Source organism: Pedococcus bigeumensis (genome assembly GCF_006438965.1).
Lineage (GTDB): Bacteria > Actinomycetota > Actinomycetes > Actinomycetales > Dermatophilaceae > Pedococcus > Pedococcus bigeumensis_A.
On record NZ_RCZM01000004.1, the window covers coordinates 165,882 to 188,065 of the forward strand.

Genomic DNA, 22,184 nt, shown 5'->3' on the forward strand with positions numbered 1-22,184 from the left:
CCAGTCTCCGACGATGCCGAGAGAACGGTCCTGCTTCCGGCTGGGGACTTGGTGGACGGATGCTGTGGCTGGGCTGTGAAAACGTGAGCGGGCTGTGAACGAGACAGGGAGGGTATGCCGCCCACGCGGCATACCCTCCCTGTCTTGGGTCTGGTGGGGAACGGCTTAGAGCGCGCCCCCGGCAGCCGCCGGCGCCGACGCGTCCTTGCCGCTGTCACCCACGGCCTCGCGGGCGAGGTGGTCCTCGATCTGGAACCAGTCGTCGCCGGCGCGCTCGGCGATGGTCAGCAGGGTGTTCATCGCAGCGACCTCCTCGACCTGCTCCTTGAGGAACCACAGCATGAACTGCTCCCCGAGGACATCGCCCTCGGCGCGTGCCGCCCGGAAGAGTGCCTCGATCTGGTTGGTGACCGACTTCTCCTGGGCCAGCGCCAGCTTGATCGGGGCGGTGAGGGCGTCGAAGTCGTTGCGGACCTCGTCCACGCCGGGCACGGTCAGCGCCCAGTCCCGGTCCAGCATGTACTGGACCATCATCATGGCGTGGTTCCGCTCCTCGACGCTCTGCAGGTAGAAGTGCGTCGCCAGCCGGGGGAGGTCGTGGCCGTCGAACCAGACCGCGATCGCGATGTACTGCTGGCTGGCGGTGAACTCGTGACGGACCTGCTGGGTGAGCAGCTCGACGAACGAGGCCTCGGAAGTGCGCGACATACCGGAAACCGTAGTGCCTGGGGATCAGGGGCCAGGGAATGTCGGTGCAGCGCGCTCCGTTGAAGAGTGCGACCGACCCACCACCACCCGATCCACCGCACCCGCGCACCACGCCGGTGCACCACAGGAGTTGCCCGTGCCCGTTCTGACCGCCCCAGCCCCCGGCGGCGCTGCGATCGCGCCTCCCGTCGCACTGGGTCTCTCCGCACCGACCGACAAGCCAGCCAAGGCCGATGCCGGGCTAGGCTGGAGGGCAATGACTGACACACCTGCCACTGACACCATCATCGACGAGGCCACTCCTGACGCCACCGTCGACGTGGCCAGCGAGACCCCGACCGAGCGCCAGGCGCGTTTCGAGCGCGAGGCGATGCCCCTGCTGGACCAGCTGTACTCCGCGGCCCTGCGCACCACGCGCAACCCTGCCGACGCCGAGGACCTGCTCCAGGAGACCTACACCAAGGCGTTCGCCGCGTTCCACCAGTACCGCCCGGGAACGAACTTCAAGGCGTGGATGTACCGCATCCTCACCAACACCTACATCAACAGCTACCGCAAGAAGCAGCGCGAGCCGCTGCAGTCCGACGCCGCCGAGATCGAGGACTACCAGCTCGCGCGCGCCGAGTCGCACAGCTCGAGCGGGCTGCGGTCCGCCGAGACCGAGGCGCTGGACCACCTCCCCGACACCGAGGTGAAGCGGGCGCTGCAGAAGCTGCCGGAGGACTTCCGGCTGGCGGTCTACCTTGCCGATGTCGAGGGCTTCGCCTACAAGGAGATCGCTGAGATCATGGAAACCCCGATCGGCACTGTCATGTCGCGGTTGCACCGCGGCCGGCGCCAATTGCGGGAGTTGCTGACGGAGTATGCCGCCGAGCGCGGCTTTGCCACCCAGGGAGCGGACTCATGAGCGGGTGTGGAGCGGACTCGGGCCAGGGCGACGCGGCAGGCAGCGACTGCTCGGAGGTCCTGCACCGCGTCTACGAGTACCTCGACGGTGAGATGACGCCGGACGACACCGTCAAGATCAAGCACCACCTCGACGAGTGCGGCCCGTGCCTGCAGGAGTACGACCTGGACCAGGCGCTGAAGGCGCTGGTGAAGCGGTCCTGTGCCTGTGAGGAGGCTCCCGTGGAGCTGCGAACCCAGATCATGGCCCGGATCACCACCATCCGCTACACGATCTCGGAGTAGCCCTCCAGAGCGGCCTTTCGGGCCGCGAGGCAACGACGAAGGGGCGGTTCGAACCAACTGGTTCGAACCGCCCCTTCGATGCGTCGTGGCGCGGGCTCAGGCGTTGGGCTTGCGGCCGTGGTTGGCCGCATTGCCCTTGCGCGAGCGGCGCTTGCGGGCGCGCTTGCTCATGGGAGTCACTCCGTCGGTGGTGGTGTGGCGCGGTGCGCACCAGGTGCGCCGTCATTGTCTCACAACCGAGTGGGTTGCTCGTCCCGTTGGGCCCTCAGAGGGATGGTCGGGGACAAACCTGACCCAAAGGTGCGACCCGACCTTCAAGGTTTGGCAAAGAACAGGCAAGCAACGCACCAAGAGCGCAGCTTGACCGGCATCATAGTCCTGTCCACGACCCGCACCCCTGGCGGCTAGGGATAAGTGATGGTCTGAAGTAGCCGAACGGACGAGTCGGCCATCAGACAGAAGGAGCATCCGCCATGAAGGCGATCACCACCATCTTCGAGTCCATCCTCAGCACCCGCGACAACAGCCTGATCTGGACGCCCTCCGAGGGTCCGACCGAGGGCTTCGCAGGGCGCAACTGGCAGTGGGGCGGCTGAGCCTTTCCGCCTAGCGCTGGCTGCCGCACGCGTAGATTGAGGTCATGACCCCGCGGCCCGCCGAGCAGTCGACCGCAAGGCGCTCCAACTGGCACATGCTCAACTACCTGGTGCCGGTGTGGCTCGTTGCGGCTGCCTCTGTCGCCGCCGGCTGGCAGCTTGCAGGACCTCCCCAGGACCTGGTTGCCCTCCTCGTGTTTGTCGTCCTCGGCGTGATGAGTTGGCTCGTTCGTGAGAACGATGTCGGCTCACGCGTGAGCTTCTCGTTCTCCAGCATCATCATCCTTGCCTCCGCGGTCATCGTTGGCCCCGTTGGAGCCGCCTTGGTGGGGATTGCCACCGCCATTCCGGTGTTGTTCAGCCGTCGCGTCCCGGCCCGGGTCACCGCCTTCAACGTGGCCATGCTCGCCTCCGTCGCAGCAATCGGTGGCCTGGTCTACCGATGGGTGGACGGCGCGCCCGACCTGCGTCAGCTCGAGGGTGCGGGCGAGATCATCGTCCGTGTCGGGCTGCCCCTCATCGCTGCAGATGTGTGTCAGTGCATCGCCAACGCCGTGCTCCTGGCCTTCGTGATGCGCGTGGCCAACGGCGTGCCCATGCGAACCCAGGTCTGGCGGCTGCTCAGCGTCACCGGGGTGGCCTACGTCGGCTACGGCGTCATCGGCTTCCTCTTCGTCGTCCTCTGGATCCCTGCGCGGGTGGGTGCGTTCAGCGCGCTACTCGTGCTCGCACCTCTTTTCGTCGCCCGCTGGGCCTTCGTCCAGTACGGCGAGGAGCTGCGCTCCCACGAGCGCACTCTCCGGGCGCTGGTCACGGCCGTGGAGACCAAGGAACCGCACAACGCCGGCCACAGCGAGCGGGTGGCCCAGCTCTGTGAGTGGATGGCTGAGGCCATGCTGCTGGGCCACAAGGAGATCGACGACACCCGGACCGCTGGGATGCTGCACGACGTCGGCAAGGTGGCGATGCCCACCCGCCTGCTGGGGTCGCGACAGCCGCACACCGATGACGAACTCGTCACGATGGCCGGGCACGCGCTCGCCGGGGTCGAGCTCGTCAAGGACGTCGACTTCCTCTCCGGTTCGGTGGACGGCATCGCCCACCACCACGAGCGGTACGACGGTCGCGGCTACCCCGACGGGTTGGCCGGCGAGGCCATCCCGCTGGCCGCGCGGATCATCGCCGTCGCCGACGCGTTCGAGTGCCTGACCTCCGCCCGGTCCTACCGGCCGGCCCTGACCGTTGACGCCGCGATGGCCGTCGTCCGTGGCCAGTCCGGCACCCAGCTCGACCCCCAGGTCGTCGAGGTGCTCGTCAAGGCGCTGCTGCGCCATGAGTGGACCGTGACCGCCCGCACCCCCGACGAGCTGGCCTCCGCCGGTGTCGCGCTCGACCACGACGAGCCCCAGGTCTCCGACCACATCGCCTTCACCGAGCGCCTCCACACCCGCATCACCGGGCGCGCCGCCACGCTGCACCACGCTGGGGAAGAGGTGCGCTGATGCGAGAGCGGCTGCGGCGCATCGATCTCCGGGGGCCAATCGGGGTCCTCAGTGCGGCCTGCGTCCTCGGATCCCTGTGGATGTCGCGCGGCGGGGCCACCGGGTTGACCGGCGACGTCGCCCTCGAGCTGGTGCTCTTCCTCGTGGCTATCGCCCTGGGCGAGACGGCGCGCCTCACCATCCTGACCGGCCGGGCTACGGCCCCCATGTCGACAGCTGCCGCCCTCGGACTCTCGTTCACGGCGCTCACCTCGACGGACGGCCGCCCGGTGGACGCAAGCGTCGTGGTGGCGACCATCTCGATCGGGATGGCACTCGGGCTGCTGCTCCTCCGGCTCGCCACCGGGTCCGCACATTGGGGGGGCACGGCCGCCCGCCTGCTCGCCGCCGCCACCGCGGCGGTGGTCTACCGGTCGGTGGATTTCGGCGGGCGCACCCTGATCGAGTGGCAGGACAGGTGGCCGGGCGACCGGTGGCTCGTCGCGGTCCTCATGCTGACCGTGGGCACCCTGGCCATGCTGGTCGACCTCACGCTCGAGGCCGCAGTGCGAGCCGGGCGCGACCACGCGCCCTTGCTGCGGTCGATCGTCGACGAAGTCCGTTCCAGCGGGGGTCTGGCCACCGCGCTGGTCACGTCTGGGGCACTGATCGCCCTGGCCGACTTCGCCGTCGGTGTCGCCGCCTTGCCACTGTTCCTGTTCCCCCTTGTGCTCACGTACTTCGCCGTCCAGCGCTACGCGACGATCCGCACGACGTACCGGCAGACCATCGGGGCTTTGTCGTCGCTGACCGACCGGGCCGGCTACACCCGCACCCAGCATGCGGAGCGCGTCGCCGACATCGCTGTCGCAGTCGGGCGCGACATGGGCATGGGCCAGCGCGAGCTCACCGACCTGGAGTATGCCGCGCTGCTGCACGACCTGGGTCAGGTCGCCCTCCGTGAACCCATCCCTCGGGGGGCCACCGTCATGGCGGCTCCGGCCGACCAGCAGCGCATCGCGCACGACGGGGCCGAGATCGTCCGCACCACGGGTGTGCTGGACAACGTCGCGGAGATTCTCGAGGCCCAGACGACTCCCTACCGGCAGGTCCGCGAGTTCGGCCAGAACCTGCCGATGTCCAGCCGCATCATCAAGGTGGCCAACGCCTACGACGACCTCCAGGACCCGGGCGGGGACAACCGCCGGGCGATGGAGCGGATCCACCTCGGGCTGGGCTATGAGTACGACCCGCGGGTCGTCGACTCGCTCACCCGGGTTCTCGAACGACGACGACGTTCGGCACCGAGCGGTTCCTGACCACCCGGCATACCTGGACTGTTGTTGCGCGCGGGGCGTCATGGCGCGTGGAGTCGTTGAGGGGCAAGCGAATCGGGCGGCGTCGAGACCGTGGCGAACCGGTCCCGGCACCGCCCGATGCGGTGAGCTACGTACCAACCGCTATGGCGTACCGGTGGTGAGGTGTGCGTCCATGCCGAGGTTCTTCTCGACGCGGGGGTCGCCGGCGTCGGCGAAGTAGTCGCCCTTGATCGTGTCGTCCTTGCCGGGGTCGACCTTGAGGGCACTCAGGATGAGCGTGGCGATGATGGCGATGAGCAGGTTGATCACGAAGGCCGTCATCGCGATGTAGCCCATCTTGCCCAGCATCGGGATCAGCGCCAGGGAGCCGCCGAAGTGGCCCTTGGTGGTCGGGTTGATGACGTTGTAGGCCGCGATCGTGCCGTACACCATGCCGACCGCCCAGCCGCCGAGGAGCGCCCAGCGGTGGAACCAGCGGGTGTAGAGCCCGAAGACGATCGCCGGGAGCGTCTGCAGGATCCAGATGCCGCCGAGGAGCTGGAAGTTGATCGCGTTCTGCTTGTCCAGGGTGAGGACGAAGACGAGCGCGAAAGCCTTGACCAGCAACGAGACCAGCTTGCCGACCTTGGCCTCCTGAGCGTGCGTCGCATCGGGTTTGATCCAGTCGCGGTAGATGTTGCGGGTGAAGGTGTTGGCTGCCGCGATCGACATGATGGCTGCCGGGACGAGTGCTCCGATCGCCACGGCCGCGAAGGCCACACCGGCGAACCAGCTCGGGAACATGTCCTCGAACAGCTGGGGGATGACCAGCTGCGCGTTCGGCTTGCCGTCGAGGCCGATCGGCTTGGTGCCGGCCGCGATGGCCACCCAGCCGAGCAGGGCCAGCAGACCGAGCACGAACGAGTACGCCGGCAGGATCGAGGCGTTGCGGCGGATCGTGTTGCGGCTCGAGCTCGACAGGGTCGCCGTGATCGAGTGCGGGTACATGAACAGGGCGAGGGCCGAGCCGAACGCGAGCGTCGCATAGGCCCAGTACTGCTGGCTGTTCGGGATGAACGCGCCGGTGGGCTTGGCCGGGTTGGCGACGCTCGGCTTGGCCATCTTGGCCTCGGCGGCGCTGAAGACGTGGTCCCAGCCGCCGACCTTGGTGGGCAGGTAGATGACCGCGACGATGATGACGAGGTAGATCAGCGCGTCCTTGACGAACGCGATCATCGCAGGTGCGCGCAGGCCGCTGGAGTAGGTGTAGGCCGCCAGCAGCGCGAACGCGATGAACAGCGGCAGGTCCTTGGCGAGCGCGTTGCTGCCACCGACGCCGGCCACCTCGAGCACTGCCTGGATGCCGACCAGCTGGAGCGCGATGTAGGGCATCGTCGCGAGGATGCCGGTGATGGCCACCGCGAGGGAGAGCCCGCGCGAGCCGTAGCGACCCTTGACGAAGTCCGCGGGGGTGACGTAGCCGTGTCGGTGGCTGACCGACCAGAGCCGCGACATGAAGATGAAGATGATCGGGTAGAGCACGATCGTGTAGGGCACGGCGAAGAAGCCGCTGACCGAGCCGAGGGCGAACATCGCCGCCGGCACCGCGACAAAGGTGTATGCCGTGTAGAGGTCGCCTCCGAGGAGGAACCAGGTCACCCAGGTGCCGAACCGTCTGCCACCCAGACCCCACTCGTCGAGGGACTCCATGCTGTCGGCCTTGCGCCAGCGGCTGGCATAGAAGCCGATGCCCGTGACTAGGGCGAACAGCACGATGAGAACGGTGAGCGCGACGCCGTTGACGCCGGTGTTGGCCGCGGTGGGCGCGAGGGCGGTCATCGGCCGGCCTCCTTGTCGTTGTCCGTGTCGGCATGGCCCGGCATCGGGCGGTGGGGACGGGCCTTGAGGACCAGCTTGTATGCGGTGTAGGTCAGCGCCGAGCACAGGAAGACCCAGAGGAACTGGTACCAGATGAAGAAGGGGAAGCCCCAGAGCTCGGGGTCCTTCTTGGCGTAGCTGCTCACCCAGGCGAGGGCGATCATGGGGATGGCCAGCAGGACGCCGGCAATGGCCAGCAGTCCCTTGTTGGCCGGGGGGACGGTGTCGTGGTCGACAGCGTTGTCGGTACTCACCTTCGGACCTCCGCGTGCAGAAGGAGCGACTGCCGATGAGCAGCCCGCGATGTACGGTATGCCCGACTCGCCAGTAACTGTGGGATCCCACAGGCGTCACATCGGTAACGACACCCCGACTTCGCAGTCTTCAGGGCCACTGCGCAGACCGCAGCGGTACGCCGTGTGGCCCCAACCTCTGCGAAGTCACCATCACGCGGTTCGAGGGAGATCCTCGACCTGCCGCAGACCGGCGCGCACCATGGGGCGCGCCCGGCCCCCGTTGTCGAGGTCGGCCCAGATGAGGCGCACCACCACCTTGCCACCACCGTCCTGCCGTATCCGGTCCTCACGCCGCTTCTCCCGCCAGACGATGTCCTCGACCTCGGCTGTGTTCGACCCCTCGGCCGCCCGGTACTTGGTGCGGCCGTCGAACTCCACGACCAGTCGCTCCCCGACCAGGAAGTCGGCTCGCGCCCACTCGTGCCCGGCGTCGTCCACGAACGGGTGTTGGGGAGTGACGGCAGGCAGCCCGGGCATGGCGTGCAGCAACAGCCGCGTCCGAGACTCGCCGACGGACTCGGTCAGGGGTTCGGCGAGCTCGAGGACTCGGCGCGCGGTGGCCAGACCGGGGCGACGGGTCAGCGCCTCCAGCCACGCGCTGCATTCCTGTGCGGTCATCAGCTCACGATGCAAGGCGGCATCCGCCGCGACGACCCCGGCCTCCTCACCGTCGACCATCGCGGTGCCGATGACAGCCAGAGCGACGGACACTGCTGTGATGCCGGTGGCGGGGGAGCGGATCAGGACGGTGAGGTCCCCACACTCACTCGGATAGGACTCGTGCAGGAGGAGGTCTCCGCGTCGCCGCGAACTGCGACCTGTCGTCCGCGCGACGTGGAACTCGTCGTCGGGGACCCTCCAGAACGGTAGGCCGTGCAGCGCCAGCGCGGAGTGATGGCTGGCGGCGACCCGGTCGCCGAACGAGAGCACCCGCGCCATGGCCGACAGCTTGTGGCGCTCTTCAGGGGTCGCCGCCTCAGCCATGGAGGTGCCCAGCACGTAGGCGCGGGGCGCAACCCGGATGACCGTGCCGTCGTCGACCAGTCGAATGATGTCGCGGCTGCGCAGCCCTGCGTGTTTGATGTCGGCCATCGACAGCACACCGCCGCGAGCCAGGGCGCGAGCCACCAGCACGTCCGTCATGGCTAGAGCGTGCCCTCAACCAGGCGTCGGGGCCTGGACGGAGCCCACGTGCTGTGGACATCGGTCGTCACGGTGAACTGGGTGTGGACAGGCCACCCCGCGTCGACTTCGCAGACCACGGAGCCTCTCCCGACACCGCAGCGGTATGCCGAGTGGCTCCATCCTCTGCGAAGTCGCCTTGCGGTGAAGTCGACCCCGCCCGCGCCGCCGGACCGCGCGCCCGACTGCGCCCTCGCAGGGCTCTGGGGGCCGACCTCAGCCGAGGCCGGCCCCGTGGTGGGTCCGAGTGGGTCAGCGACCTGAGCGCACTGCCCGGCAGGGGTTGCTGAGGTCCCCGCTGTTGAAGTTGTTGTAGCGGGTGACCGTGGTGAAGCCGACTGTCGGGTAGACCGTCTTCAGCAGCGGTCCGTACTCGGTGGTCGAGGTGCCTCCGAAGGTCCTCGTCGTGCCGGGGATGAACCGTCCGCCCTCCTGCCACAGACATGACCCCCGGACGTTGGCGGTCGTGAAGATCGGGTAGAACTGTGCCCCGTGTGGCGGGTTCACACAGTCCGCGCCCGTCGTGCGGTTGCAGAACGGCGGGTTGTCCTGTGAGTCTGCGGCCTCGATACGCGGCAGGTCGGTCTCGAAGGCGACCTTGGAGTAGTTCGTCGACCCGTTGGCCAACGGGCTGCTGAACCGGGCCGGTGATGGGTGCAGGGCGCGGTCGAGCGCGACGTTGGCGAACGTGCCGGGCCAGTCCTTGCGGTAGGACTGCCCGTCGAAGTCCTCGTCGCCGGAGAAGCAGCCGTTGATCTTGACCAGGAGGGAGTCCTCGGCCGGGACGCAGAAGTTGTTGTCGTCGTCCTCGTCCAACCCGTTGGCATCCTGGCTGCCCGGCTGGGTGCAGTTGAAGTCGGCGCCGATGGTCAGGCAGTTCTCGAAGTGGCCGATCTCATCGGACATCGCCACGTTGTAGGTGTGCGCCGACCAGGTGTTGCCCCGCGGGTTGCCCGTGGAGTACTCCGGGTGGAAGGCGTACGGCTCCGCCTGGCAGGTGGTCGAGGTCGGTGTGTACAGGATGTGGCCGAAGCCGTTGGCCACTGACGCGGTCATCGAGCCGTCGTGACCGGTGGTGAGGTCGGCGAGGTCGATGCGCAGCCCAGCGCTGGTGTCATGCATGTGGATCCGGATCCGGTCGCCGGGGTTCATGAAGAGGTCCTTGGCCGGATCCGGTGTCACGGCAGTGAGATTCGGGTTGTCGAAGGTGCCGGTGAACAGCGGGTTGGCTGGCGCCTGGGGGCGACCGTCACGGGTGATGTAGGCCCAGTTGATGGGCTCTATGCCACCGAGGAGGTAGTTGTCGCAGGCAGCCGTGTTGGCCACGCCGGTGTTCTGGTCCTGGTTGAGGCTGTCGATGGTCATGGCGGCGCAGTACTGCGTTGCGGTGCACCCGAAACCCTCGAACTGTGGCACGTAGCCAGGGCCGTAGAACTGCAGCTCCATGTAGGCGTTGCCGGGGTGCTTGCCGATGTAGTCAGGGGCGGCGGGGTTGGTGCCCACGAGGTCGTTGCTGTCGGAGTCCGCCAGGCAGGTCTTGGTGTACTCCGGGGCTGACTCGGTGTCGCACAGCGTCAGGCCGAACCAGAACGTCGGCCGCAGCTGGAAGTTCCAGGTGGAGCCGGTCGCTCCTGAGGCTGTGGGCTGGGACTTCGGGTCCCGGGGGAGGGTGACGGTGTACGTGATGTCGTTGCCAGATCCCGCCACGCCGGACTTGAACAAGACCGACGGCTCGTCGTGACCGACGTACTCATCGGAAGGGTTGTCGGCGACGTCCGCACACAGGGAGGAGCGACTCTGACAGAGGGGCTCGTGGTACACCGAGGACGCGCTGGCCGAGGAGGAGGCTGACGCTGACGCTGACGCCGGCAGCTGCAGATGTGGTGATGCCACCACGGGCGACATGGGGGCCAAGCAGAGAAGACTCGCCGTCCCGATGGCGAGCAGAGTAGGTCGTTTCACAGGCTTCACCTTTGGTGCCGAGTGACAACCTGGATCAAGCCGAACTGGACCCGCCATGACCTGCGGGCCCCCACCGCCCCCTTCGCGGATCCGGGGTGTCGTGGATCCGGAATCGGGTGCAGACGCCAAGAGGTGCGGCCATCGGCGTCGTATCGCCCGTTCACAGCCCCCACGCAGCGCGGCCCGACTCTGGACGGATGGTGCGCATCGGGCAAAGCAGTCAGGGGCCACGCTCGGGCCGCCAAACAACCGCCCAGTCTACGCCCGAAAGAGTTTGCACAGCAGGGCAACAGACGACGCCCGCCCCGCGAGTGCGGGACGGGCGTTGACCTGGGGACTTCGGCTCAGGCGGCCTTGGTCTCCTTGAAGATGGTGTCGATCTCGGCGATCTTGGCGAGCAGCTCGTCGGCCTTGCCGGCGTCGAACTCGCCCTTGGTGCCGGAAGCCCCGGCCAGCTTGGTGGCCTCGTTGAAGAGGGTGTGCAGCTGGGGGTACTTCTCGAAGTGCGGAGCCTTGAAGTAGTCGGTCCACAGCACCCACAGGTGGTGCTTGACCAGCTCGGAGCGCTGCTCCTTGATGAGGACCGCACGGGTGCGGAAGTCGGGGTCGTCGTTGTCGGCGACCTTGGCGATGATCGCCTTGATCGACTCGGCCTCGATGCGCGCCTGGGCGGGGTCGTAGACACCACAGGGCAGGTCGCAGTGGGCGCTGACCTCAGTGGTGCGGAAAATGCGGGAGAGCATGCGAATCCCTTCTGCGAGGTGGAAATTCTCGTGCGTCTTCGACCCTACCCCGCAGGTCAGTGGGTCGCACGACACCCCCGGTGGGTGACCGTTATACGGGCAGGTATGCCGGCTGCGCAGTTCGCGGCGCGGCTACAGGCGTCGGGGTGTCACCAACCACGGAGTCCAGTCGTAGGTGTGGAGCTGCTGCGAGGCCGCGGTGCTCCCTGCCGAACGAGGTGGGTAGAACTCCATCGTTCCCATGACGTCGACCAAGGTCGGTGTGCTGCCCCGGTTGTTGTACAGGTTGAAGCGGGCGTCGCTGCCCAGCGGCGCCATCACAGCGTTCGCAACGATCGTCCCGGCACCCGCGTTGAGCGTGCTGACGTCTGGTCGCGAAGTGCCGGTCGACCAAGCCGTGAGGTAGGTGGACGCCGTCGGCTTCGCCGCAGTGAGGTTGCCTATGAGTGCCACGGTGTCCTGTGTCATTGTCGTGGCCGGCGCCGTGAAGCTCCGGGTGCCCTGGGATGGAAGGGCCGGGCTCACCCCGCCGAGGCCACTGCGCGTGTCCACGATGCGCCGCGGTGACACCCCTCGATAGCGCAGGCCAGTGCCCCCGGACTGCTCGTAGACGCCGACCAGGTCCACCAGGACGTGCACATACGCGCCAGAGGAGTTGGCGATGCCGATCATCGGCACGCCGTTCGCCCCCCTGGAGAGGCGGACGACGGCGAGGTTGGCCACGGTTTCGCGCGACGCGAAGTTCAGGGTGGAGGTCGCGGGCACCCTGCCCGCCCCATCCCACACCGTCAGGTACCCAGGCGCGTCGGGGCTGGTGGCTGTGAGGTTGACCACGATCCCCGTGACGGCTGCGTTGAGCTCGGGGTGGAACCAGTCCACGTCGATTCGCAGCACCTCCTGCGGGTGCAGGGGCTGGAACTGTCTGCTGTCGAAGATCCGCCGGGGGGTGAGGGTCTGGTACTGGCTGCCCGTCCCGACCGACGCTGCGAGGGCGCTGGAGCTGGTGTAGAAGCCGAGGAGGTCTGCGATGACGTGGGTCGACCCGGAGGAGTTGGTGATCTTCACCTTTCCGTCCGCCGACACGGGAACGGTCACGAGGTTGGCCACGGTCTTTCCTGGTTGGAAGTTCAGGCTCGACACCACCGCGCGGGGCCGGTCTGCGGGGTAGACGGTGAGATAGCCGCTGGCGCTGGGTTGCGTGACCGTCATGTTGAGCACCACCCCCGCCACGTTGGTCGGGGGGATACCGCCGACTCCGCCCACGGCGAGGGTCATCGTCTGGCCTGCTCCCAGCGGGCCGAGGCGCCCTCCCGTGCCGCGACGGGTGTCCAGGACTCGCTGGGCCTCGACCGGGTGGAGGGTCCCCCTGGAGGAAGCCTCCCCGGTGCCGTCCAGTGGCAGGTACGTGGTCACGCCGTCAGCCGTGCTGAGCTCGAGGCTGGCGCTGATCGGCCCGAAGGCCATGGGTGTCATGGCGACCGAGATGGTGCAGCTGTCGCCCGTCTGGAGGGTGCGTCCGGCGCAGGTGTCGACCTTGATGGCGAAGGACCCGAGCGAGTCCCCACTGATGTGGGCGCTCGTGGGAGACAGGGGGTGTGTACCCAGGGCCGTCACGCTGAGCGTGATGGGCGTGCCCGGCCCCTCCAGGATGGGCTGCGCCGGGAACTGCGCCCGCGCGCCCCGGAAGCCGGCGTATCCGACTGCACTGTTCCACCGGATCTGGCCCGACTGGCGCCCGACCCCGTAGTCGCAGCTCTGGTCGAAGTCCCCCGCGAAGGAGGTGATTCGGCCCTCGTCGGATCGCCCGACCTCCAGCACCGTCAGGACTCCTCCTGTGGTGCTGCAGGTGTAGGTAGGGCCGTCGACCGATGCTGCGGCGTGGGTGCTGTCGATGCCGTTGCCCACGGCGTACGTGCCCGGGGTGAAGCGCTGCCCAACGGGAGGGAGGGCCGAGACGGCCATGCGGGTCCCGTCGGCGAGCGTGGCCGTGAGGCGCAGGTCGTCTCCCCACGAGTTGCCCGCCTCCATCGACGTCGTGGTCGTCGAGTCCAGCACGACGGGGACACTTGTCGTCTGGTTGACCGTGAAGGCGTTGTATGGCGCACCCACAGCCGCGGCGGCGGCGGCGGCGGGTGTGGTCGCCGCGGCGCCAAGGCACAGGACGAGCGCCGCCGCAGTCATCACGGCAACACCGAGTCGACTCATCTTCGTGATCCCCCTGGACGGTGTGAGGCCGGGTGGGCGCGCGAAGGGCAGCGCCGCCTACCAGAGGACATGGTACGGCCGCGCACGGCACTTATCCGTGCAATTGCACAAGCTGCTAGGTATGCCGCGTGAGCGGCCTTCCCACGCACCGCCAGCAGGTGCTGGGTCGGGTCAGCGGGTGAAGCGGCGGAGCACCCGACGGGCGAGGCGGCGCCCGGGGTAGCTTGCAGGCAGGCGGAAGAGGACGAGCGCACGGATCTGTTCGCGGGCGAGGGACCCGATGCCGTGGGTCCAGGAGTCGGTGACGCCGGGGGCGGTCTGGTTGTCGCTCTCTACCCAGTAGCGGGTGGGGTCGGCCGGGTCACGCATCGTCACGCGCTTGATGGCGAGAGGGCGCCGGACCCCGTCGGAGTCGTCGGGGAGACGCACGATCGCGAGGCGGCCAACGCGTGGTGGGGCCCCTCGCAGGACGAGGAGTCGGTCTCCGGTGTGCAGGGTCGGCTCCATGGAGCGCCCTCGCACTCGCACCACACCGATCACCGTCACGCAGCCTCCGACTCGTCGTGTCCTGGGGCCATCATGCCCACCCGGGGCTTCCTGCGCATCCGGGTCTCAGCGCCACGTCTCAGCCCCATCTCAGGTCCAGGTCCCCGCCGCACGTCCTGGCGTCCACGACAGCCGGCAGCCGAACGGGTCCGCCATCAGTCGCGCGGGCCCGCCGCGGTCTGGCCGCCTTCGACATCCGCGAGAAGATCCGGCTCCTTGCGCTGCGCGGCCTCCAGGAGGTGCTCGACGTGCTCCTGCTCTTCCTGGCGCATGCGGCTGAGGAAGGACTTCGTCCGCGCGTGCTGCGGGTTGGAGATGACCTCGTTCGGCGGACCCTGTTCCACGACGACGCCGCCGTCCATGAAGACGACCCGGTCGGCGACCTCGCGGGCGAAGCTCATCTCGTGGGTCACGACGATCATCGTCATGCCGTCCTTGGCGAGCTGGCGCATCACCTTGAGGACCTCGCCCACGAGCTCGGGGTCGAGCGCCGAGGTGGGCTCGTCGAAGAGCATCAGCTTGGGCTCCATCGCGAGTGCCCGAGCGATGGCGACCCGCTGCTGCTGACCACCGGACAGCTGGGCGGGGTAGGCGCTTGGCTTGTCCTTGAGGCCGACCTGCTCGAGGAGGGCAAGGGCGCGCTCCCGCACGGCCGCCTTCTTCTCGCCCTTGACCTGGATCGGGGCTTCCATGATGTTCTCGAGGGCGGTCTTGTGCGGGAACAGGTTGAACCGCTGGAACACCATGCCGATCTCGCGTCGCTGGGCGGCGATCTGCTTGTCGGTGAGGTGGTGCAGGGTGCCCCCTCGGTCCGCATAGCCCATCAGGTCACCGTCGACCCAGATGCGCCCGCCATCGATCGACTCGAGCTGGTTGATGCAGCGCAGGAACGTCGTCTTGCCCGAGCCGGAAGGCCCGAGCAGGCAGACCACCTCGCCGGGGTGGACGTCCATGTCGATGCCCTTGAGCACCTGGTTGCCGTGGAACGACTTGGTCACGTTGACGGCGTGGACGAGCGGTTCGCCGGAGTGCTGTGTCGTGCTCATCAGTGGTCCGCCGCAACTTGTTGGAGCTTCTGCTGGGCCTTGGCACTGGGCGCGCCGAAACCTCGCCCGAAGTACTTCTCGAGGTAGCTCTGGCCGACCATGAGGACCGAGCAGAGGATGAGGTACCACAGGGTCGCCGCCATCAGGCCGGACATGACCTGGAAGGTCCGCGAGCCGAACAGGGTTGCCTGGTAGTAGAGCTCCAGGGTGATCTGCGCCGCGATGAACAGCGAGGTGTCCTTGACCATGGCGATCGTCTCGTTGCCGGTCGGCGGGACGATGACCCGCATCGCCTGCGGCAGGACGATCCGCCGCATGGTCTTGCCCGGCGACATCCCGATCGCCTGGGCGGCCTCCGCCTGGCCCTTGTCCACCGACAGGATGCCGGCGCGGGCGATCTCAGCCATGTAGGCGGCCTCGGACAGGCCGAGGGCCAGGCCCCCGATCCACACGGTGCTCGAGTAGGCCTGGTAGTCGAGGGTGAAGAAGTGGATGGACGTGAAGGGCACGCCGATCTGGAAGGTGTTGTACAGGTAGCCGATGCCGACGGCGAACAGGGACAGCAGGACGTAGCGGGGGATCGACCGGAAGAACGCCGTGTAGGCGAAGGAGACCCCGCGCAGCACGAAGTTGTTCGACATCCGCATGATGGCCAGGATGATCCCGAGCACGATGCCCACCGCCATGGCGATGACGGTGCCGAGGATCGTCCCCACGTAGACGCCCTGGATGACGGGCTTCTGGACCATGATCTGGAACGTGTAGCTCCAGTTCCACTTGTCGTTCGTGACGAACGAGCTGATCATCATCGCCACCAGGACGGCGATGACCACGACGGCCACCCATCGTCCGGGGTGCCGGACCGGCCGGGCGTTGATCAGGCCCGGCCGGTCCTCTGCCTGGGGGGTCATGACGTCAGCCGACCGACGGGTTCACCGCGAAGTCACTGATCGAGCCGCCCTCGGCCTTCCACTTGTCGAGGATCTTCTTGTAGCTCCCGTCCTGCTCCATCGACTTGAGCGCGTCGACGATGGCCTGGCCGAAATCCGTCTGGTCCTTGGGGAGCACGAAGCCGTAAGGGGCCGAGTCGTACTGCTGACCGAGGAGCTCGACCGAACCATTGGTCAGCTGCACCGCCGCGATGGCCGGCGGGAGGTCGACCGCCATGGCGTCAGCCTTGCCGGACTGGATCATCGCGGTGACCTTGGCCTGATCCGGGTCGACCAGCTGGGTGATCGCCGGTTTGCCCGCGCCGGTGCACTTGGCGCTGCGCGCGGTGAGGTCGTCGACCTGGACGGTGCCCTTCTGGACCGCGACCTTGAGCCCGCACGCGTTCTCCGAGTCGACCTTCTTCGGGTTGCCCTTCTGCACGACCCACTGGGTGCCGGCCTTGAAGTAGGAGACCATGGTCACTTCCTTCATCCGGTCCGCGTTGACGCTGAAGGAGGACACACCGACGTCGTACTTGCCGCTGCTGACCCCGAGGATGATGGAGTCGAAGCCCGTGGGCTGCCACTCGGTCTTGACGCCGAACTTGGCCATGACGGCGTCGAAGAGGTCGACGTCCATGCCGATCACGGTCTTGCCGTCGGTGTCGAGGTACTCGTTGGGCTGGTAGGTGGCGTCGGTGCCGACGACGATCTTGCCTGCGCTCTTGATCTTGGCCGGCAGCTTGGCCACGAGGGCCTGGTCCACGGCGGCGCTGGTCGAAGAGGAGGAGCTGCCGCTGCTCGTGGTCTTCGTCAGCGAGTCGGAGCCGCAGGCGGACAGTGCAAGTCCAGCGGTGGCCAGCCCCGCGATCAGGAGGGTGGTGGGGCGAAGGCGGTGCGTCATGCGGTGAGGTTCCTTCCACGTATGCCGTGTGTTTGGGACACATTGACGGGTCCACCACGGGTTATCCGCATCCTGCCAGCATGGGACCGGGGTTGCGGTAGATCCCAGATTCCGAATCCGTCTCGAAACCGAGACAGTCGAGGCGACTCGCCCCACCCAGCGTCATCGCGGTCGAGCCACCTGCTGCGAGGCGTGTCCTGCGAGGGGCTCAGGCGAGGGTGCTCAAGGGTCGGTGCTCAGGGCACCGCATCCGGCTGGGTGGGGCGGTGGAAGGTCGACGCGCTGCGCAGGTTCTGGGCGACCCAGCGGCCGAAGCGTCGCGAGGCATGGTGCGCCGGCAGCTCGATGACCCGGTAGAAGAGCCAGCCGGCCAGCAGCGAGATCGGGACGGCCAGGGCCACCAGCAGCGGACCCGAGCCGGGCCCCAGGAGGAAGGCGAGCGCGACGACGATCGGCTCGTGGACGAGGTAGAGGCTGAAGGAGATCATTCCCAGCCACTGGATCGGAGTGGTCTCGAGCCACCGCTGCACCTGAGGACACAGCGCGACCGTGAGGACGTAGCCGGTGGCTCCGAGCAGGGCGAGCGGTGTGCCGAAGCGGAGGACGGTGATGTTCGTGGTCAGCGCCAGCAGCCACCAGTGCGCGGTGACGAGGACAGTGGCGCCGACCCCGGCCACGGCCCATCCGCGAGGACGGATGGAAGCGGCACGCTGGGTCAGCTCGGGCAGACGGCTCGCGATGACCGCGCCGATGGCAAACATCGGCAGGTGGACCAACGCCTTGCTGTTGAAGAAAACGCCCGCGGTGACCATGGCCACCAGCCCAGCGACCGGCACCCACAACGGGAGGCGACGCACCAGGACCACGCCGAGCACATAGAGCGGCAGGAGCAGGCTGAACCAGAGCTCCCACTGCAGCGACCAGAAGGGGCTGATGAGGTGCGACTCGCCACCCAGCAGGGTGAGGTCGTGTCCCACGCCCGACCACGACGGCAGGTTCGGTCGGGCTCGCATCCACAGGCCGCGGGAGGCCGTGTTGTCGCGCGGCACCAGCCATACCAGGAGCAGCCCCCACAGCACCGCGGCGGCCACCGGGAGGTACAGCCGGGCCGCCCTCCGGGGGAAGTACTCGAGCCAGGAGAACGACGCCGATCGGAGGACGGGGAGGGCGAGCACCAGCCCGCTGAGCACGAAGAAGATGTAGACCGCCTCGGTCCCGGCCCAGGCCAGGTGCAGCGGCGTGTGGATGAGCGCCCAGACAAGGGGTGAGTCGCGATCCGCGGCCTCGGTGACGTAGTAGGGCCGGGCCAGCACAGGGACGGTGAGGAAGGCGTGGTGCAGGAGGACCACGACGGCCGCGACTCCGCGGAGGCCATCGAGGGCACGGAGCCGACTGACGGGGGCCGACCCGGTGGTGCCGGGGGGCGGAGTCGTCGGGTCGGTGCGAGGCATGGGATTCCATGGTCGCAGAAGGCCGGCCGACCTCCGTCCGATGCTCGAGGCGGACGCGACGCGGGTCACACTCGCGTCACGACCGTGGCTTTAGGCGCGCCCGTGTGCCACGCTGTACCCGCGGGTAACCCCCGCGTGCTGCGTTTGAGAGGCCACACCCGGCTGTCGTTGGACCGCGCGGATCGATCCGTGCGCGGTGTGCCCCACGCATTTTCTGTCTCTCCCTTGAGGTGAATCGTCCATGTCTGCGAACCCGTCGATGTCGTTGTTCGACCCGTCCGACCCGGTCTTCCGGGCGCACGAGGGCGGCAAGCTCGGGGTACACGCCACGCAACCCCTCAGGGACCGTGTCGACCTGGCGTTGCTCTACACACCCGGCGTGGCTGACGTCTCCCGGGCGATCGCCGCCGATCCGTCGCTCGCCGCGCGCTACACGGCGCGCGGCAACACCGTCGCCGTCATCACGGACGGCACTGCCGTGCTCGGGCTCGGCGACATCGGTCCACTCGCCGCAATGCCGGTCATGGAGGGCAAAGCGGTGCTGTTCAAGCACTTCGGCGGGGTCGACGCGGTGCCGGTGTGCATGCAGACAGGTTCGGTCGACCAGCTCGTCGAGGCGATCGTGCGGATCGCGCCGACCTACGGCGGCATCAACCTGGAGGACATCTCGGCACCCCGGTGCTTCGAGATCGAGCGACAGCTGCAGGAGCGGCTCGACATCCCGGTGTTCCACGACGACCAGCACGGCACCGCGATCGTCGTGCTGGCCGGTCTGCTGAATGCCGCGAAGGTGGTCGGTCGCACCCTGGAGTCACTGCGTGTGGTCGTCTCTGGAGCCGGTGCCGCCGGCGTCGCGGTGACCAAGCTGCTGGCGCGTGCCGGCGTCGCCGACATCGTCGTGTGCGACTCGCGGGGAATCGTGTCCCCGGCCCGCCCCGACCTCGTCGACCACAAGCGGCGCCTCGCCGCGACGACGAACCCTCGCGGCCTCTCGGGTTCGCTCGGCGACGCCCTCGTGGATGCGGACGTCTTCGTCGGGGTGTCCGGCGGTCAGGTGCCCGAGGCCGAGATCGCGCGGATGGCACCATCGTCGATCATCTTCGCGCTCGCCAACCCTGATCCCGAGGTGCACCCAGACGTGGCTTCGAGGTATGCCGCGGTCGTTGCCACCGGGCGTTCGGACTTCCCGAACCAGATCAACAACGTGCTGGCGTTTCCCGGGCTCTTCCGCGGTGCGCTGGACTCGGGAGCGCCGCAGATCACCGAGGCGATGAAGCTCGCCGCGGCCACGGCCATCGCCGGACTGGTGCCCGAGCCGACACCGGAGGAGATCGTGCCCAGCGTGTTCGCCGACGGTGTCGCGGATGCGGTCGCCGCCGCGGTGTCCCGACTGAGTTGACGGATGCAGACCACGCGACATCGGTTGACCGCGGGTGCGTTCGTCGCGCCGCGGCCACCATGTCCGCCTAGGGTGTCGGCGTGACCGAGTTCGAGTTGTCCCAGTCCCAGGCGCACGCCCTCCTGCTGCAGCGCACCGGATACCAGAGCACCCTCGTCGGGTTGGTGAAGCGGGCGGGGCTGACGCGTTGGTATGACGCGAGGGTCGCGGCGCGCACCTCCACCCGGAGGCGGGTCGACCTCGCCGGTCGGTATGCCGAGGAGTGTCGGCGCGAGGCGGAAAGCCTTGCCCAGGTGCTGCCCGAGACCGGCGTCGTGATGGACATCGGGTGCGGTCTGGGTGGTCCTGACCTCGCACTGGCCCGCGCTGTGCCCGGGCTGTCGTTCGTGCTGCTCGACAAGGACGAGTTCGACGATCGGCCGCACTACGGGTTCGAGGCTGAGGCATCGGCCTACAACTCGCTTGCCCAGACGGTGGAGTTCATCACCGCGAACGGCGTCGCGCCGGCCCGTCTCGAAACGGTTGACATCGCCCGGCAGCCCTTCCCCGCCGAGCGTCCCGTGGACGCGGTCATCTCGATCATGAGCTGGGGCTTCCACTACCCGTTGTCGACCTACCTGGACCAGGTCCATGCCGTGCTCCGCCCCGGCGGGGTCGTCGTGGTCGATGTCCGCACCGGCACCGACGCAGAGGCCGAGCTGCGTGGTGCTTTCGGCGAGGACGCGGTCCGCCGCGTGGCCACACCGCACACCGCGTTTCCGCGGTTGCTCGCGACGAAGTCCGCCTAGGCGGCCCAACTCCAGCAGTCCCGCGGTGGCATGCCCTGACAGGGTGCTGGGGCTTCTCACCGGCCACCGTCGCGGGACCCGACTCAGCCCTTGGCTGTGCCCGGGCGGAGGTCGCTCACCGCGTGACCGGGCGGGAAGCCGACCGGCGGGTCGGTGTCGATGACCAGGGTGCCACCCGAGGACGGTCGCAGGGAGATGCCGAACGTCGCGCGCGCCGGCGACCCGGCGCGGACGACGAGCTTCTCGAGCCGGGTCGCGGGTGCCCAGACCTCGACCTCGGCGACGCGGGTCCCGCTCACTGAGTTGCCCACCACCGTGCACCGGGTGAGTGAGGTGGCGCGAGCGGTCACGGCCACCTCGACGCCGGACCCGGCATTGTCGCTCGCTGTGCAGCCGATGAGACCGGTATCGGCCGCCTTGAGCAAGTACCCCTGAGCGGCATTCCGCTCCGCGACGCAGTCGGAGATCCGCACCGGCCCCGCCGTGTCCTCCACGAGGTAGCCGGTGTGGTTGCTGCGCGACGTGCATGTGCTCATCGCGAGCGACGCTCCGCGGCCCAGGACCGTCACGCCCGGACTGGCGTTCTTCTCCATGACGCTGCGCTCGACCTCGACCTCCGCACGGCCACCCAGCCCCACCACCAGCAGTCCGGGACCGGTGTTGCCGGACAGCTCGACGTCCCTGATGGTGGCGTCGATCACGGCCTCGCCCCTGAGCGGGTTGGGTTCGACATCGATACCCGCCCCAGGGAGGGCACGGCCGTACTTGCCGGTGTTGACGTACCGCCCACCGCTGACCAGGGGTCGCACTGCGCTCACGATGCTCAGTCCCTGGCGGCGGTTCCCGTCAGCCGTGCACTCGAGCAGGGCGACGTCCTGGACGCCGCCGCCGAGGTAGATGCCATCGCCCCAACAGCGCACCACTGCAACGTTCGACAGGACCGTGCGGTCGCCGCCCCGGCTGACGACGATGCCGTGACCCCACTCCCCGTCGCGCAGCTGGGGCCCAGCGAGGTCGCCGATGAGAGTGCCGCCCTCGATCGTCACGTCGGGGGCGCTCACGGAGATGATCGAGGCACCCGGCAGATCGCCCGGATCCAGCAGGATGGAGGCCCCTGCCTCAAGGCTCAGGCGAGTGGACGCGCGGGTGATCGGGATGGCAGAACCCTCGGGGCCCGGCGAGACCCGATAGGTGCCGGCGGGCACACGGACCTGAAGACCGGCCGCGAGGGCAGCGCGGAAGGCGTCGGTGTCATCGGTCCGGCCGTCGCCCGTTGCCCCGAACGATCGGACGTCCAGCTTCACGCTGCTCGTCTCTGGGACGCCGGCCGGTGTCGCGGTCGTAGGTGCCGTCGGTGAGGTCGTCCTGGGCTCTTCCCCACCCGGATCCACGTACCGGTAGGCGAAGGCGCCCGCCCACGCGGAGGCGACCACTGCGGCCAGCAGCTCGCGGCGCCGCACGCCCCTGCGTCCGGGGCCGAGGTCGTCGACACCGTTGCGCGAGTTGGGCACCGCCCCACCATAACCAGCGATGCAGGCGCCGAGGACGGGCGTCAGACCCTCGATGGCGGTCGACTACAGT

At 68.3% G+C, this 22,184-nt stretch carries 21 protein-coding genes; 7 read left to right on the top strand and 14 right to left on the bottom strand.

What is annotated here, in order from left to right:
• Positions 1-165: 165 nt before the first annotated feature.
• On the bottom strand, positions 166-708 hold the full coding sequence (locus EAH86_RS12340) for a ferritin (protein WP_140741136.1): 543 nt from the start codon (positions 706-708) through the stop codon (positions 166-168).
• A gap of 256 nt (positions 709-964) precedes the next feature.
• Here EAH86_RS12340 and EAH86_RS12345 point away from each other — a divergent pair, with 256 nt between their 5' ends.
• Together EAH86_RS12345 and rsrA are read left to right on the top strand one after the other, a co-directional pair.
• Positions 965-1,615, top strand: coding sequence for a sigma-70 family RNA polymerase sigma factor (locus tag EAH86_RS12345; RefSeq protein ID WP_140741138.1), 651 nt, complete (start codon positions 965-967; stop codon positions 1,613-1,615).
• Positions 1,612-1,899, top strand: coding sequence for a mycothiol system anti-sigma-R factor (gene rsrA, locus EAH86_RS12350; protein ID WP_140741141.1), 288 nt, complete (start codon positions 1,612-1,614; stop codon positions 1,897-1,899). Before EAH86_RS12345 ends, rsrA begins: the two co-directional genes overlap by 4 nt.
• Before the next feature lie 96 nt (positions 1,900-1,995).
• On the opposite strand, the gene EAH86_RS21040 is transcribed toward rsrA, so the two are convergent.
• Positions 1,996-2,070 carry a 50S ribosomal protein bL37 gene (locus EAH86_RS21040; protein ID WP_369791897.1) on the bottom strand — a complete coding sequence of 25 codons (75 nt, stop codon included), beginning with the start codon at positions 2,068-2,070 and terminating at the stop codon, positions 1,996-1,998.
• Positions 2,071-2,372: 302 nt separating this feature from the next.
• Between EAH86_RS21040 and EAH86_RS20935 the strand changes: the two genes are divergently transcribed.
• The 3 genes from EAH86_RS20935 (at position 2,373) to EAH86_RS12360 (ending at position 5,295) form a co-directional block, all read left to right on the top strand.
• Positions 2,373-2,495: a hypothetical protein gene (locus tag EAH86_RS20935; protein WP_277752334.1), complete on the top strand. Its 123-nt coding sequence runs from the start codon at positions 2,373-2,375 to the stop codon at positions 2,493-2,495.
• 44 nt (positions 2,496-2,539) lie between these two features.
• Positions 2,540-3,997, top strand: coding sequence for an HD-GYP domain-containing protein (locus EAH86_RS12355; protein ID WP_140741144.1), 1,458 nt, complete (start codon positions 2,540-2,542; stop codon positions 3,995-3,997).
• A gap of 80 nt (positions 3,998-4,077) precedes the next feature.
• Complete coding sequence (locus EAH86_RS12360; protein ID WP_161988645.1) at positions 4,078-5,295, top strand: HD-GYP domain-containing protein; 1,218 nt, start codon at positions 4,078-4,080, stop codon at positions 5,293-5,295.
• Positions 5,296-5,436: 141 nt separating this feature from the next.
• On the opposite strand, the gene mctP is transcribed toward EAH86_RS12360, so the two are convergent.
• The 11 genes from mctP to EAH86_RS12415 form a co-directional block, all read right to left on the bottom strand.
• Positions 5,437-7,113 carry a monocarboxylate uptake permease MctP gene (gene mctP / locus EAH86_RS12365; protein WP_140741149.1) on the bottom strand — a complete coding sequence of 559 codons (1,677 nt, stop codon included), beginning with the start codon at positions 7,111-7,113 and terminating at the stop codon, positions 5,437-5,439.
• The gene (locus EAH86_RS12370) at positions 7,110-7,406 is read right to left on the bottom strand and encodes a DUF3311 domain-containing protein (protein ID WP_241668348.1); all 297 of its coding nucleotides are present in this window, start codon (positions 7,404-7,406) and stop codon (positions 7,110-7,112) included. The genes mctP and EAH86_RS12370 overlap by 4 nt, the downstream gene beginning before the upstream one ends.
• A 192-nt stretch (positions 7,407-7,598) precedes the next feature.
• A complete protein-coding gene (locus EAH86_RS12375) occupies positions 7,599-8,591 on the bottom strand; it encodes a type IV toxin-antitoxin system AbiEi family antitoxin domain-containing protein (protein WP_140741152.1) in 993 nt (330 codons plus the stop codon).
• A gap of 291 nt (positions 8,592-8,882) precedes the next feature.
• Positions 8,883-10,451: a hypothetical protein gene (locus tag EAH86_RS12380; protein ID WP_140741154.1), complete on the bottom strand. Its 1,569-nt coding sequence runs from the start codon at positions 10,449-10,451 to the stop codon at positions 8,883-8,885.
• A 485-nt stretch (positions 10,452-10,936) separates the two neighbouring features.
• The gene (gene sodN, locus EAH86_RS12385; protein WP_140741156.1) at positions 10,937-11,335 is read right to left on the bottom strand and encodes a superoxide dismutase, Ni; all 399 of its coding nucleotides are present in this window, start codon (positions 11,333-11,335) and stop codon (positions 10,937-10,939) included.
• A 132-nt stretch (positions 11,336-11,467) separates the two neighbouring features.
• A complete protein-coding gene (locus EAH86_RS12390; protein WP_140741158.1) occupies positions 11,468-13,540 on the bottom strand; it encodes a hypothetical protein in 2,073 nt (690 codons plus the stop codon).
• A 171-nt stretch (positions 13,541-13,711) separates the two neighbouring features.
• Entirely contained in the window at positions 13,712-14,086 is a 375-nt protein-coding gene (locus tag EAH86_RS12395) for a S24/S26 family peptidase (protein ID WP_338325245.1), read from the bottom strand.
• A 155-nt stretch (positions 14,087-14,241) separates the two neighbouring features.
• The gene (locus tag EAH86_RS12400) at positions 14,242-15,132 is read right to left on the bottom strand and encodes an amino acid ABC transporter ATP-binding protein (protein ID WP_140741162.1); all 891 of its coding nucleotides are present in this window, start codon (positions 15,130-15,132) and stop codon (positions 14,242-14,244) included.
• Positions 15,132-16,043, bottom strand: coding sequence for an amino acid ABC transporter permease (locus tag EAH86_RS12405; protein ID WP_140741164.1), 912 nt, complete (start codon positions 16,041-16,043; stop codon positions 15,132-15,134). Before EAH86_RS12405 ends, EAH86_RS12400 begins: the two co-directional genes overlap by 1 nt.
• Positions 16,044-16,047: 4 nt before the next feature.
• Entirely contained in the window at positions 16,048-16,965 is a 918-nt protein-coding gene (locus tag EAH86_RS12410; RefSeq protein ID WP_140741166.1) for an ABC transporter substrate-binding protein, read from the bottom strand.
• A gap of 236 nt (positions 16,966-17,201) precedes the next feature.
• The gene (locus EAH86_RS12415; protein ID WP_140741168.1) at positions 17,202-18,416 is read right to left on the bottom strand and encodes an acyltransferase family protein; all 1,215 of its coding nucleotides are present in this window, start codon (positions 18,414-18,416) and stop codon (positions 17,202-17,204) included.
• Positions 18,417-18,657: 241 nt separating this feature from the next.
• Between EAH86_RS12415 and EAH86_RS12420 the strand changes: the two genes are divergently transcribed.
• Together EAH86_RS12420 and EAH86_RS12425 are read left to right on the top strand one after the other, a co-directional pair.
• Positions 18,658-19,815, top strand: coding sequence for an NAD(P)-dependent malic enzyme (locus EAH86_RS12420; protein ID WP_140741170.1), 1,158 nt, complete (start codon positions 18,658-18,660; stop codon positions 19,813-19,815).
• Between the two features lie 80 nt (positions 19,816-19,895).
• On the top strand, positions 19,896-20,603 hold the full coding sequence (locus EAH86_RS12425; protein WP_140741172.1) for an SAM-dependent methyltransferase: 708 nt from the start codon (positions 19,896-19,898) through the stop codon (positions 20,601-20,603).
• 83 nt (positions 20,604-20,686) lie between these two features.
• Here EAH86_RS12425 and EAH86_RS20555 read toward each other — a convergent pair whose 3' ends face one another.
• Positions 20,687-22,114: a right-handed parallel beta-helix repeat-containing protein gene (locus tag EAH86_RS20555; protein ID WP_140741174.1), complete on the bottom strand. Its 1,428-nt coding sequence runs from the start codon at positions 22,112-22,114 to the stop codon at positions 20,687-20,689.
• Positions 22,115-22,184: the final 70 nt, after the last annotated feature.